The following is a 13130-nucleotide window of genomic DNA, read 5'->3' as shown; positions in this document are numbered from 1 at the left end:
TAAATGTTGACTAATGTCGAAAGTGCATGTAGTATACATTTTACTGGCCTAAGTCAGACATTATAAATGGATAGAGAGAAAGAGGGGTACTTGTATGAAAAGAACAAGTTTATTGACACTGTTACTTACGCTAACCGTCGTGTTGCTCGCCGCGTGCGGCAACAATTCGAATTCCGCTTCGCCTTCGAGCTCCGCGTCGCCTACGGCGCCCGCGGCTAATACGGAATCTTCCAGCCCCGCCGCGCAAAGCTCGCTCGATGAAATCAAAGCCAGCGGCAAAATCAAAATCGGCACGGAAGGAACGTACGCTCCGTTCACCTACCACGATGCGGACGGGAAATTGACCGGGTTCGACGTGGAAATCGCGGAAGAGGTCAGCAAACGCCTGGGAGTCGAACCGGAATTTTTGGAGACGCCTTGGGACGGACTTATCGCCGGACTTGACGCCAAGAGATTCGACGTCGTATTCAATGAAGTCTCGATTACGGACGAGCGTAAGCAAAAATACGACTTTTCCGATCCTTACATCGTTTCCAAAGCGGTACTGCTCGTTCACGAAGATAACACCGAGATCACGAAGCTAGCCGATCTCAAGGGCAAGAAGTCCGCTCAGTCGTTAACGAGCAATCTGACGGCCATTGCCAAAGAGAACGGCGCCGAAATCGTCGGCACGGACGGCTTCAACCAAGCGATCGATCTGTTGCTTACGAAACGCGTAGATGCTACTATTAATGACGGTTTATCTTACCTGGATCTGAAAAAGCAAAAGCCGGACGTGAAAATTAAAGTCGTAGACGAAACTTCCGAAGCCTCCCATAGCGCGGCGCTCATTCGCAAAGGGAACGAGGAATTGGTCAAAGCGATCAATGAAGCTTTAGCCGCGATGAAGAGCGACGGCACGTATCTGAAGATTTCCGAGAAATACTTCGGTACCGACGTTTCCAAATAATAACGAAGTTCAAAGGATGTCTGAACGATGAACGATCGTCAAATCGAAATTTTGCTCGACTCCTTCTGGCCCCTGCTTAAAGCAGGGGTTCTTTATACGATACCGCTCACGTTAATCACGTTTGCGTTAGGATTAACGCTAGCCATTATTACCGCGCTCGTCCGGTTGTCCTCGCTCAAGATTCTGAAATGGGTCGCGGACTTCTACGTGTGGGTCATTAGGGGAACTCCGTTGCTCGTGCAGCTGTTCATTATCTTCTATGGTCTGCCTAGCGTAGGAATTACGCTAAACGTGTATACGTCTGCCGTCATAGGGCTATCTTTGAGCGTGGGAGCTTATTGCTCGGAAATCGTGCGCGCGGCGATCTTGTCCGTGCAGAAGGGACAATGGGAAGCTGCGTATTCCCTTGGGATGTCCCGCACCCAGGCGCTTAGGCGCGTTATTCTGCCCCAAGCCGCCCGAGTATCCGTTCCGCCGCTGGGCAACGCCTTCATCAGTCTCGTGAAGGATACTTCGCTGGTAGCCATCATTACCTATGTCGAGATGTTCAGGAAAGCGCAGCAGGTTGCCGCCGCCACCTACGAACCGATGGTCGTCTATTGCGAAGTAGCCGTCATTTATTTAGCGTTCAGCACCGTTCTGTCCGTCTTGCAAAATTACGTGGAAAAGCGTCTCGAACGTTTCTCCGCCAGCTAAGGAGACCGTGCCATGATCGAAATTCGCGGACTGCATAAATCATTCGGTTCTCTGGAAGTGTTGAAGGGCGTCGATCTCACGCTATCGAAGGGTAAAGTCCTTGTCATCATCGGTCCCTCCGGGTCCGGCAAAACAACGCTGCTGCGTTGTTTTAACTTGCTGGAGATGCCGGACCAAGGATCGCTGAGGCTAGGGGACAACAGCTTCGAATTCCACGAACGCGCTAAAATCCCTCAGAAGGATATAATAGCTCTGCGCCAAAATACGGGAATGGTGTTTCAATCGTTTAATTTATTCCCTCATATGACGGCGCTTGAGAATGTGATGGAGGGACAAGTTACCGTACAGAAGAAGAACAAGGACGAAGCTCGGAAAAAAGCGGAAGCCCTGCTGGCCAAGGTAGGTCTCGCGGACAAAGCCGACTCCTACCCGCACAAACTATCCGGGGGACAACAGCAACGCGTCGCCATTGCTCGGGCAATGGCCGTAGAGCCCGAAGTCTTGTTATTCGACGAACCGACGTCCGCGCTTGATCCCGAATTGGTCGGCGAAGTACTGAAGGTTATGAAACAGCTGGCTACCGAAGGAATGACGATGGCTATCGTAACGCACGAAATGAAATTCGCCGCGGACGTAGCCGATCACGTTCTTCTCATGGACGCCGGACGCATCATTGAGCAAGGAACGCCTGAAGAGGTACTCAAAAACCCGCGATCTCCGCGGGCGATACAATTTCTTAATCATCTGAACGGGAAAGCCGAGGACTCCTCCGAATAGAGGGTTCTCGGCTTCTTTATTGAATTCCTGACGCCGCAATACGACGAATTTCCCAGGAAATCGGAATTTATTTATGTTTTCTGCAAATCGGCTTTCCATTGCTGAATAATAATAAGAATGCCAAGACACTTCCCTGCAACCATACTCCTCGTTTCATTCCCTATCCCCCGGTTTTCCAACTATGAAAATGAACTTTTTGGCGTTTGGATCGATTCACTAGCCACTGCGCGAAAATCAGATTAGGAACCCAGCAGAGCCAAGCGATGGCCCGGTAATAATCGTCAAAAGACTCAAAACCGAAAATCGCCATCGACAGCGGCAAATAAATTCTCAAGGTAACGGCCGCGAATGTCAGCGCATAGTTTCTGGTCATCCATCTTTGGTGCTCTCGCGTGTCTTTGTTAACGGTGATCGCCCGAATCCCTTTAATTAGCGTATAGATCCATAACAGCGCCAGTAAAAGAAATCCGGCGCTAGATACCCAGCCGCCCGTGGCATAGAATGACAGGTAGATGCCCGACACGCCGCCGAGAAGTACGCAATAACTATAGATCTTGCCGATTGCCCGGTGCGCGCGGATGGATCTGGCTCTAAGCTTGCCGATAAATTGCGGCCATCCCGTACATATCGCGATTATGGCGGTCACGATATGGATATATAACATCGCGTACCATAGATCGTTTAGGTTCATCTTGTTAAGCTTGTCATTGATTAACCCGGATTGGTCCGCGCCCAGAACGAAATATTGTACCGCCATGTACAAGCTTAATCCGATCGCAAGGAAAGCCACCGTCGATAGCCATTTATTGCCTTTTATCGCCCTAAGCACGAATATTCCTCCTCTTATGACGCGAGGATGATTCCTCTCGCGCCTGTCTAGATATTACTTAAAATTCCAGAAGAGGTCTTCCGACCCCCGGAGTAATCCTCACTAGACTTAAGGCGAGTAAAGCAAAAAAGCAAGCAACCCTTGCAAGGGTCGCCTGCTTTTTTTATAAGCTGCTGGATTGCGCTTCTAACGATTCGCTCCATTCCTTGAACAGAGCATAGTCTTCCTTCACCTGATGTGCGTAAGATAACGCCCTGTTCGATACATAATCGCAGAAGGCATCCGTGTCCTTGCCGATGGCCCGAACAATCTCTTCCTCGCTGTGATAGGGCAGAATCCCGTGTTCCACATCGGCATCCGCGCGGGCGTGCATCTTGGCCGTAATCCGGCCCATGCAATCGGCCGCGTCGCTCCAATCCTTCGGCTCCTCGAGCTTATGAGGCTTGAGCTTCTTCTTATAGGGAGACCGTTCTCTCGCGTAGAACTGGCGTCCACCTAACGTCAGATAGCCGAGAAACGGATCCGCTTCGTGGTGCATCGCTTGCTGGGTCGTAATCACCCGTTTGCCTTGGTGCGAGAAGGTCTCCCAGAACGCTTCGTTATAAGGCATAAAATAAGCCGGTACCGGCGCCCGCACTTCCTTGATCTCGATAATGATATCGTCGAGCGCCTGCTGTCCTGAATCTCCTTCGATCAGGACGTAGAATCTGTCCAATCCGATGGAAGCCGTACCCGATCCGTGCTTCACGGCAATATCCTTGATGCGATAATAGGAAGCCGGCTGATCGGGCGGCGCATCCAGACTCTTTAAGTAATCGGTCCACCCCTGCTGAACGAGCTCCCTTTCTTCCTCCGTCGGCTGCTGGATTTCTTCCGACCATCGGAACACCCGACGGCCGTCTTCCAGCGCGGTGATTCCTTCCAGCAGATGGCTGGCCGCAAGCTTCTCCGTCTTCCTTAGCAGCTTCCGAATCGGCCCTTCCGTCGATTGCTCGTCGAATACGAGGTAACGAGGGTCTTCTTTGTGCACGGCAAACTTCCGGATCTGTTTCGCGTAAGCGGACAAGTACTCTCTTACCGCGTCCGTCTGTTCTTCCATTGACCGCTCTTGTTCGGACATAGCCAAGCAGATACTGACGGACATCCGAAGAACGTCGTACAAATAGGAGCCCGTGCATCCTTCGTCGAAGTCGTTCACGTCAAACACGATCCGTCCCGTTTCGCTTCGGAAAGCGCCGAAATTTTCGAAATGCAGATCGCCCTGGATCCATGTCGGCCGTTCGGGATCCGTATGGTACGGAAACCACTCCCGCCCTACATCGAAGTAAAATAAATAGGCGCTGCCGCGATAGAACAGATAAGGACTCCCTCTCATTTTGCGATACTTCTGCAGTCGTTTGTCCGGCTCCAGCCCCATAATCCGCCCGTCGAATTCCCCGAGCACTTGGGCTATCGTTTGCAGCCGCAATTTGGCCTGCGTATGTTTGACCGATTCCGTTAGACCCGCTTCTACCGCCATCGCACACCTCCAGCGTATTTCGTCCGTCTCCGAATAACAAATGTTCCCTTTTTATGGTCGCCAGATTGCTCTGGCGGCCTCTTCACGCTTCCATGTATACCGTATCGTCAACGCCAATATCGCCTACCTCGACTACAGACGCATATACGCCGAATCTAAGATTGAACTGTTCGTTAACTTTTTTCAGAATGGCGACGTCTCGTTCAAGCGTATCGGGGTCTAACGTAATCATCGAACAGCGTTCGCAGGCTTCCGTCACTTCTAATTGAACCTCGCCGATACGCAAGCGCTTGCCCACCAGCTCCGCTTCGTCCTGCACGCGATCGTCGCTGATCGTGACGACCAGGTTCGCCCGAAAGCGGCGTTGGTCGACTTCTCTGCCAAGGAAGTGCTCCAGCTTGTTCAAGGTTCGATCCGTAATGATCAATATTCCTCCGGCATCCACCGCCAACGAATCGCGGCTATCCGGTCGGTACCGAATCATCGATATTTTACGTTTGGAATAACCTTGTATTTCTCCTAGCAAGCCTTCATCCCACGTGAATTCATGGCCGTCCGGGGACGTCACCCGGATGGGCGGAAATTCATTCGCGGAAGCGGTGCCTTCGACCAGCTTAGCTTGATATTTAAGCAACTGAGGAATACCGCGCGCGGTGAAATACCGCTCCCACCCTTCCAAGGATTCATCCGCGAAAGCATGGCTCCGGTCTCCGTACAAGCCGTAAGCGGCGACATGGGTGCGATTAAGGCTTTCCCCTCCCATGGACTTTACGGGATATCTCGCGATGCTCGCGACCTGGCCGATCGGCGTGCGATTCACATCGTTACCTCCTTTTTTCGTTTACGATCGATTGCGATGTCACAAAACGAAAGCGTCGTCTGTCTTATCTTTGTAAACCAAAACAAACCCCATAAGGAGAGATTAGATATGGAAGCAAGAATGAATTACGCAAACGTCAATCCCGAGGCCGTCAAAGCGATGCTGGGCCTGGAACAGTTTATCCAAAATAGCGGCCTCGACCGCAAGCTGTACGAATGGATCAAGCTGCGGGCTTCGCAGATTAACGGTTGCTCGTACTGCGTCGACATGCATGCCAAGGACTTGCTGAAAATGGGCGAGAGCATGGAGAAGATTACGTTGCTAACCGTATGGCACGAGGTGCCTCACTTCTCGGAAGAAGAACGCGCCGTGCTGGAGCTGACCGAGCATGCGACGAAGCTTTCGGAGGCCGGCATCCCCCGCGCGGTGTACGACCGCGTACGCACGCATTTCGGCGAGAAGCAGTTCATCGATCTGATCATGGCCATTAATACGATCAACGCATGGAACCGAATCGGCGTGTCCACGGGATTATATCCCGGCTGCTTTAATTAAAACGCGTTAATTTGTCCGGATTCAAAACCATGTAGATGCGACGGACTCGGGAGCCGCCCGGCTCCCATTCCGCGCAGATAATCCTCGTAATCCGCCCGTCCTTCCGCAGCGCCAACCCGGGATCTCCGTTCACGACGATCCGTTCCATGCCGTCCAGGAAGCTGCCTTTGGCCGACACTCCCTCGAAGAACGCCTGCACCCGCCCGACGCCGAATATCGGATTAAGCGCAGCCTTTGCTTTGCCGCCGCCATCCGATACCAAGACGACGTCATCGAGCAGAAAAGCCAGCAACGGCTTGAAGTTGCCCGTATCGGACGCGCGAATGAACGCTTCGACGAACCGTTCTTGCGCCTCCTCCAACGTTCCTTCCGGTTGCGGCGGGACCTCCTCGCTCTGCCCGATCTTCAGCTTCGCCCTGCTGAACGTTTTGCGGCAGCTCGTCTCGGCTTTATCCAGCATCTCGGCAATGTCGCGGTATTCGAAGCCCAACGTTTCCTTCAAAATATAAATCGCCCGCTCCAGCGGCGACAGCCTCTGCATAAGCACGAGATAGGCGTATCCGATATTCTCCCGCCGCTCGGCGGAATCGGACGCGAGCGATGGCCCGCCGTCCGGCAAAGGCTCGGGAAGCCACTCCCCCGTATAGGTTTCGCGTTGTCGCCGCGAAGATTTGAGCAGATTAATGCAGCGGTTCGCGGTCATTCTCGTTAGATAGGCTTTCTCGTTCAGGATCTCGCCCGTATCCATTGCTAAGTATTGGGCGAACACGTCCTGTACGATATCCTCGGCATCGGCGGCGATCCCCAGCATTCGGTAAGCCAGCCCGAACAACATCGAATGATGTTGCTTATAGGTTTGAGCAAGGAGCATCGTTTGTCCTCCGGTCATCGATTCGATTTGCGATCTTTCTTAATCATGACAAAAGGGCGCTAAGGATTGTGACGTCCGACAGCTTCCTGCAGCCTATATTTCGGAGATTTCTTTCCGCAAATCGTCAATGCTGCCGACAGTGCCCAATTGCTCGAACGTTAGGCTCAGCAGCCGGGTAGTTCCCGCTCGATCCGGGGTTCCGCTAGGGATCTCCCGGCCCGTAATGAAGAAGTCGATGCGTCGTTCGCCCTTCGCTACATCCTGAATGACGGGCAGCAATTCCAGCAAAAAGGCGTCCGTGATCTCTTCGGAGGCGAGATCGATATCCAGGGTGTAGTTGTAGTCCGGTTCCGACGGAATGACAATGTCGCTCTCATCGCTCTCCGAGCTTAAACCTTCCTCTAGAGAAAACGTGGAATAGACCGTATCGATAGCAGCCCGTTCGATCCGGCTCGACGCGAATAAGTTCGGATAAGCCTCTCTCGTCTCTTGCTCCGCCCGCTTTTTCCAATAAACCTCGCTGTAATTATCCTCTAGTCTATAGCCCTTGTATAAATTTTGGTCATCATAATGCCTTTGTTTCTCGACGCTTATGATCGATTTTTCAACGTCGTTCGCGTCATAGACCTTGGCAGTATAATACTTGAACTTGAAATTATAAGAGCTTCCCGAAGCTTTCACATCCATATTGTACTTATTCTTCATATATAATACGGCTTCTTGTTTAACTTGGGCATGCTTCCACGGGTAGCCATTCATCTCGGTATACACATAGCAAATGGCGATTAATATAAGCGCCGCGACCGTGGACAAGATTAGGTAGGCGATCTTCTTGCTCAATCTCCTGCGCCCCTAACCCCGAACCTTCTGACCGATTTGGCGCGGGCCCGTTCGATCTCTACCCCGCGGTTCCTCGACGGGGCGCGGGTAACCAACGATGCAAGCAGCTTCTCCGCGACCTCCGTTACTTCCTTGACCGCCAGATTGAACGCCTCCTCGTTCGCCTTGGACGGCTCGTTAAAGCCCGACAGTTTCCTTACGAATTGGAGCGCCGCGGCCCTCACCTCGTCTTCCGTTGCCGGCGGTTCGAAATTGAATAACGTCTTAATGTTTCTGCACATCCCATTGACCCCCTCTTATTCACATGAATTAAAGCGGTACGGTATAACGATAACTATTCAGTACGGAAAGGAACTTCGATCCTTTCGTTCCTTGTTGCTGAACGACGTTTAGCGAAAGCCCTTCGTCTCCCCACCACTCGTAGCCAAGAGAATAACCCGCTTTCGAATGGGTGACGAACAGAACGTTGAACATATCCGTCGTAATCGTTCCCCCGTCGGCAACGCGCCAAGTAGACATTTCGTCGTCGTTGCCGACGAAATCTTCGAACACGAGCCCCGATTTCGAGGTCAGAACGAGACTGGCCAACGGCTTTTGCCCCTTGAGCCGTTCGAACTGGACTAGTCCGATCTGCACTTCCGCGGAAACTTGGCCTATCAACCCCTGACTGATCACCTTGCGTTTTTTGGATTTCTCGATTTTGCCGATGACGCTCTTGGAGAACGTTCCTTTGCTTACCGGCTTGTATTTCAGAAAAGTATGCCCTTGGAAAGCATCCTTCTCCGCGAGCAAGACGCTTTCGTCGCTCTTGATCGTCCCTTGGACGACGTTGAACAATTCTCCCTCGTCCCGATCGAAATTATAGGCCAATTGCCTGCCCGTACTCTTATCCGAACCCTTCTGGTGCTTCGCGAATTTGACGTTAAGGACTTTACCGGGGGCATAGATCGCTTTGCCGAACCGCTTCGGATTCGTCCCATTGAATCCAAGCAGCCGTTTTCCCGATTCGTCCGCGTAAGAGAAAGCGAGCTTGCTTTCCGTCAATTTACCTGTCGGAGCCGCCGGAGACTTAGCTAATGCCGTAGAACCCGAGAAATTAAAAGCACCTACAAATACGATAAGACCGACGATTAAACCCCATATTTTTCTCACTCTATCACCTTCGGAATCTCTTGGGATTGGAAACTTAACCCATTATACGCCAGTCGAAGAATTCGCGGCAAGTTAAGGGCTAGGAGCTCTTGCCGGCTATCCTTCTGCACAAGCTTATGGATTTGGGGTAAGTGAATTCGAAGCCGTATTTCTGATACATGGGAATAGCGGGCACATCCGCCATAAGAACGACATCGGCTCCTTCAGGAGCGTTGCGATTCAAGTAGCTCGTAATCTCGTTCATAACGACCTCTTCCAGCCCCTCGCCCTGGCGAGAGGGATCGACCGCAAGATCGACCACTTGATAGTAGTACCCCCCGTCGCCGATAATTCTGCCCATCCCGATAAGCTCCGAATGTTCATCCTTCACGATAACCGTGAATAGCGAACGGCTCAAAACCTTATCGGCTAAAAGTTCATTCTTCGTGCCAAGGCCGGCGGCGATACGTAGTTGAATGTATTCCCGGACTTCCGGAACTTCGTATAAGATTTGCATGGAGATCTCCTTTCAGAATAAAAAAAGTACTTACACCAACCATCTTACAACACTAATGCAAGTGAGAAGGCGTGCGGTCGCCGTCCGTTAAATCACCCATGCGTAACGTAACAAGGTTTATCTTAGCACTTTAAGGTTTTTCTACAACGTTTGATTCCGGTAAAGGCTCTTGTTATATTACCTGTATACGGGAGGGGGAATAGACCAATGCAAACCTATTACAAGCCTATCGAGATTGCACGGGAGCTACGTATTAGCACAAGCGCTTTGCGGCATTATGAATCCTGGGGAGTCATTCCGCCCCCGGCGCGCGCCCCGAATGGTTACCGCTTATATACGCGGCTGCATTTAGCCTATTTTCGTTGCCTACGCGCGATGTTCCCCGGATTCGGGATCGGATTGACTTGCGAGGTGCTTCGCCATGTTCGGAACGCCGATCCGGACGCGGCATTCTGGCTCGTTAACAAGGAACAAGCCGCACTTAACCAGGAGAAAACCGTCGCCGACCAAACCCTTGCCTTATTGGAAAACCCGGAGCTTCCCATTCTCGCGAACAAGAAACTTCCGGCCCGCATGACCATTGGAGAGGCAGCCGAGCTCGCCGATGTGCAAACCTCGGCCATTCGGCACTGGGAGAAGGAAGAGCTTCTATCGCCCGAACGCGATCCCGACAACGGCTACCGGATGTATACGCCTGTGCACGTCCGGCAAATTTTGCTCATTCGCACGTTGCGCAGAACCGTTTATTTTCTGGACAAAATGAAGGACATCGTTCGAGCCGTGGAGCATCATAACGTTGAAAACGCGAAAAAGGTGACCGAACATGCGCTGTCAAGCATTCATAAACGAAATCGCGAACAGTTCATCGGCGTGCATCAATTGGTCGAGCTATGCAAAGAAGCCGGTCTCATGGTCTGAGAGGGAAGTTGAAGGGGATCTCCATAATTTCCTGTCAGGATCTTCATCATTTATCCATCCATTCTCGATGTGCGGAAGCTAATCTTAAGTTAATGCATGATCGTATTAACGACTGGAGAGGCGGATCGCGACAATGATGCAAAGATCGAAACTGTGGGGAATTCTAGCCATGACGGGCGGCTTAATGTGGATGATCGTCTGGGTTTCCATCGCGCTAAGGCCTGAAGCGGAGCAAGGGGGATACCGCCGGGTGGATGATCTTGTCGTCTGGATCATGATAGCGATGGCTCTCGTTATTCTCGGATATATCGGATTCCATTGGCGGCTGTCGCATGCGAAGATGCTAGTCGGAAATCTATTCTTCTTCGTTACGCTCGCGGGAGCTTCCCTCATGGCATTGGGAAGGTGGATGCAGTTTCAAGGCTTGGATCCCCAGCCTACCGTAGGGATCGGTTGGATATTACTTGGCTTGGGATTGCTGTCGTACGGAATCTATTTACTCGCGAAGCGGATTGCACCCGGTTATATCGGAGTGTTGTATTTGATCGCCGCAGTTTCCCTATTCGCGTTGAACGATCAGGATTGGAGAGCTTGGTTGGCTATTCCTTTCGGGGGCGGCTGGATCGGAATAGGATGGAGCAAATCAATGGCCAACAAATAAAGGAGCGGAGAATCCCCGCTCCTTAGCGAATCCATTATTCAAATTGCGCGTCAGGCGTCAGCGTCACGGGGTACTCGTTTTTCTTCATCTGACCGGTGCTTTGCAGATATTCTTCTACAAGTTGCGCAGCGTCGACTGTGGAGGAGAGCAACCAATCCGAGTATAACGTCCCGAACTTTTTGGCAAACCAATCATCGGTATATTGTCCGCTAAACGCTTGAAAGATACCGTATACCTCTCCGACCGTATTCGTTCTCTTCTTGCCGGAGTCGTCTATCCAAGTCACTTTCTTATTCAAGTTAACGGAACGTATATCTTCCGTCTTGGTCATGAGTAACCCATTCTTATAAGTAAAATAAATCTTGAGCGACTTCTCGTAGCGATGCCCTTTCAGAATCTTCCAACCGGCCATGCTGCCGGTAGCCGCCGTCTCGTACATCTTGCCGGAACCGGAACTTGAAGGAGCCGTCGCGGCTTGCTGCTTCGCAAGAACAATGAGTTTCCCCGCTCCGATAGATACGGTCATCTGCTGCTTCGCGGAATCCCACTGCAGCTTGGCTCCGAAGGCTTGGCTAAGCAGATCCGAAGAAAACAGCAACTCCCCGTTGTTGTCGATAGGAGCGCCTTTCATCGTAACGGTCTTTCCGTTTATTTTGGCTTTCGCGCTTCCCTTGGTTAAGACGATAGAAACCGTCCCTCTATCGAGGCTATAGGATTTGGCCGATGCGTTGTAGCTGACCGTACCGCCCAGCGCTTGGAAGACGGATTTGACCGGCAAATACGTAATCCCTTTTAATTGCTTCGCGTTCTGTAGAGGATTCTTTAAGCTGGAAGCAACCTTGACCGATTGTATAATTCCGCTGGCCTCCACCGTGATCGTAGCTTCTCCCACGCCGAGAGACTTAAAGCTGCCGTTCCCCTGCGACTGTATCAGATAAGGATTGTCGATGCTCACTTTAACTGATGACCAAGGGACCTTGGCCGTCGCTCCCGTATTATACGCAAGCTCTACGTCCCCCTTGATCTGTCCGCCCACGGTCGGGCTTAGGCTGGAGACAACGAATGACAACCGCTCTACTCGAGGCGCGACCAATGGAACGGATTTCCCCTCCCTATAGGATACCCAGGCTCCATTCAATTGCCGGGCGTAGAAGTCCGCAGCACTTTTCGCCGCAATGATTTGATCAATCCGTTCAACGCCCGCGATCTGGGTGAGATTGAATTTATTTATATTTAACCCCGTTCCGTTGTTCCACGCCGTTCCGTCTTTCTTAACGACCAGCAACTTAGAATCTTTGCCGAACCCGATATCAACGCCATCCGTAGCCAATGTCTCCGGAATGGATTTCATGTCGTTATCGAAATGGTAGAAGTCGTATAGAATAACTCTTCCATCCTCATATAGCAGGGCAACCTGATTATCTCTGACTTTCAGCTTGCGAATAGAGGACGCGTCCGAAATGTTGGCAACCAACGCCGGATCCCTGTAGGTACTCTCGTATCTCTTGAGCTCTCCCGAATCCGATAACGCCGCGATAGCTCCGTCATATTCATCGAATAATCGAGTTCCTTTAAAACTTGCTAGTTCCTTCTTCGCTCCGTTGTCCATCGTCCATAACGTTCCGTCCGACAGCAGCCAAGATTCTCCGCTGACTTGCTTTACGTTAGCAACGCCCGAAACCGCGCTAGGCTCTTGCCCCCCGGACCATTGAACGAGTTTGCCTTCTTTGTTGATTCCATAACCTGCGTTGCTATCTCCGGTAACGCTCACGAGGTTCAAATTCTTCTGCAGAGGGACCCCTTTGCTAGTCAGCCATATTGAACCATCCTTCAACAACGGCGTTCCGTCTTCCAACACGGACGCAATAGCGGACTCTCCCGTCGCTTCCTCGCCATATACGGCTCCGGCCGCACCCGTTAAACATAAACATAGCGTTATGAATAGAAACAGTACTTTATTACGAACCTTTGACATCCCTATTCCTCCAGTATTTCCCTTTTGTAATAATAGGGCTATCATACCATCTATAAGCGACGTGATTCTACA

At 51.5% G+C, this 13130-nt stretch carries 15 protein-coding genes; 6 read left to right on the top strand and 9 right to left on the bottom strand.

Annotated elements, in window-relative coordinates; all coding sequences use genetic code 11:
• The first annotated feature begins 94 nt into the window (after positions 1–94).
• The 3 genes from FPL14_RS15460 to FPL14_RS15450 are packed head-to-tail and all read left to right on the top strand — an operon-like array spanning position 95 to position 2422.
• Positions 95–949 (top strand): amino acid ABC transporter substrate-binding protein, encoded by an 855-nt coding sequence (locus FPL14_RS15460; RefSeq protein WP_182298321.1) that lies wholly within the window; start codon positions 95–97, stop codon positions 947–949.
• A 27-nt stretch (positions 950–976) separates the two neighbouring features.
• Positions 977–1645, top strand: a complete 669-nt coding sequence (locus FPL14_RS15455) for an amino acid ABC transporter permease (RefSeq protein ID WP_182298319.1) — start codon at positions 977–979, stop codon at positions 1643–1645.
• A 12-nt stretch (positions 1646–1657) separates the two neighbouring features.
• The gene (locus FPL14_RS15450) at positions 1658–2422 is read left to right on the top strand and encodes an amino acid ABC transporter ATP-binding protein (RefSeq protein WP_182298317.1); all 765 of its coding nucleotides are present in this window, start codon (positions 1658–1660) and stop codon (positions 2420–2422) included.
• A gap of 160 nt (positions 2423–2582) precedes the next feature.
• Here FPL14_RS15450 and FPL14_RS15445 read toward each other — a convergent pair whose 3' ends face one another.
• From FPL14_RS15445 to FPL14_RS15435, 3 genes are all read right to left on the bottom strand, one after another.
• On the bottom strand, positions 2583–3251 hold the full coding sequence (locus FPL14_RS15445; protein ID WP_182298315.1) for a DUF2306 domain-containing protein: 669 nt from the start codon (positions 3249–3251) through the stop codon (positions 2583–2585).
• Between the two features lie 163 nt (positions 3252–3414).
• The gene (locus FPL14_RS15440; RefSeq protein ID WP_182298313.1) at positions 3415–4770 is read right to left on the bottom strand and encodes a DUF2252 domain-containing protein; all 1356 of its coding nucleotides are present in this window, start codon (positions 4768–4770) and stop codon (positions 3415–3417) included.
• A gap of 82 nt (positions 4771–4852) precedes the next feature.
• Positions 4853–5590 carry an MOSC domain-containing protein gene (locus tag FPL14_RS15435; protein WP_229263521.1) on the bottom strand — a complete coding sequence of 246 codons (738 nt, stop codon included), beginning with the start codon at positions 5588–5590 and terminating at the stop codon, positions 4853–4855.
• Between the two features lie 108 nt (positions 5591–5698).
• Here FPL14_RS15435 and FPL14_RS15430 point away from each other — a divergent pair, with 108 nt between their 5' ends.
• Entirely contained in the window at positions 5699–6145 is a 447-nt protein-coding gene (locus FPL14_RS15430; protein ID WP_182298311.1) for a carboxymuconolactone decarboxylase family protein, read from the top strand.
• On the opposite strand, the gene FPL14_RS15425 is transcribed toward FPL14_RS15430, so the two are convergent.
• The 5 genes from FPL14_RS15425 to FPL14_RS15405 all read right to left on the bottom strand — a co-directional run bounded on the left by FPL14_RS15425 (position 6138) and on the right by FPL14_RS15405 (position 9504).
• Complete coding sequence (locus FPL14_RS15425; RefSeq protein ID WP_182298309.1) at positions 6138–7016, bottom strand: sigma-70 family RNA polymerase sigma factor; 879 nt, start codon at positions 7014–7016, stop codon at positions 6138–6140. The genes FPL14_RS15430 and FPL14_RS15425 overlap by 8 nt on opposite strands.
• A gap of 93 nt (positions 7017–7109) precedes the next feature.
• Positions 7110–7856 carry a YfjL-like protein gene (locus FPL14_RS15420; RefSeq protein WP_182298307.1) on the bottom strand — a complete coding sequence of 249 codons (747 nt, stop codon included), beginning with the start codon at positions 7854–7856 and terminating at the stop codon, positions 7110–7112.
• A complete protein-coding gene (locus FPL14_RS15415) occupies positions 7853–8137 on the bottom strand; it encodes a DUF2277 domain-containing protein (RefSeq protein ID WP_182298305.1) in 285 nt (94 codons plus the stop codon). The genes FPL14_RS15420 and FPL14_RS15415 overlap by 4 nt, the downstream gene beginning before the upstream one ends.
• Before the next feature lie 28 nt (positions 8138–8165).
• Positions 8166–9008, bottom strand: a complete 843-nt coding sequence (locus FPL14_RS15410; protein ID WP_182298303.1) for a hypothetical protein — start codon at positions 9006–9008, stop codon at positions 8166–8168.
• A 79-nt stretch (positions 9009–9087) separates the two neighbouring features.
• Entirely contained in the window at positions 9088–9504 is a 417-nt protein-coding gene (locus FPL14_RS15405) for a GNAT family N-acetyltransferase (RefSeq protein WP_182298301.1), read from the bottom strand.
• A 207-nt stretch (positions 9505–9711) separates the two neighbouring features.
• Between FPL14_RS15405 and FPL14_RS15400 the strand changes: the two genes are divergently transcribed.
• Together FPL14_RS15400 and FPL14_RS15395 are read left to right on the top strand one after the other, a co-directional pair.
• Positions 9712–10422 carry a TioE family transcriptional regulator gene (locus FPL14_RS15400; protein WP_182298299.1) on the top strand — a complete coding sequence of 237 codons (711 nt, stop codon included), beginning with the start codon at positions 9712–9714 and terminating at the stop codon, positions 10420–10422.
• Positions 10423–10555: 133 nt separating this feature from the next.
• Positions 10556–11083 carry a hypothetical protein gene (locus FPL14_RS15395; protein WP_182298297.1) on the top strand — a complete coding sequence of 176 codons (528 nt, stop codon included), beginning with the start codon at positions 10556–10558 and terminating at the stop codon, positions 11081–11083.
• Positions 11084–11117: 34 nt separating this feature from the next.
• Here the strand turns inward: FPL14_RS15395 and FPL14_RS15390 are convergent, their stop codons facing one another.
• A complete protein-coding gene (locus FPL14_RS15390) occupies positions 11118–13058 on the bottom strand; it encodes a copper amine oxidase N-terminal domain-containing protein (protein ID WP_182298295.1) in 1941 nt (646 codons plus the stop codon).
• Between the last annotated feature and the right edge of the window lie 72 nt (positions 13059–13130).

The sequence above is a fragment of the Cohnella cholangitidis genome, assembly GCF_014107495.1.
Lineage (GTDB): Bacteria > Bacillota > Bacilli > Paenibacillales > Paenibacillaceae > Cohnella > Cohnella cholangitidis.
The sequence above is the reverse complement of the archived record's forward strand: the minus strand, read 5'-3'. Positions and strand labels throughout refer to the sequence as shown.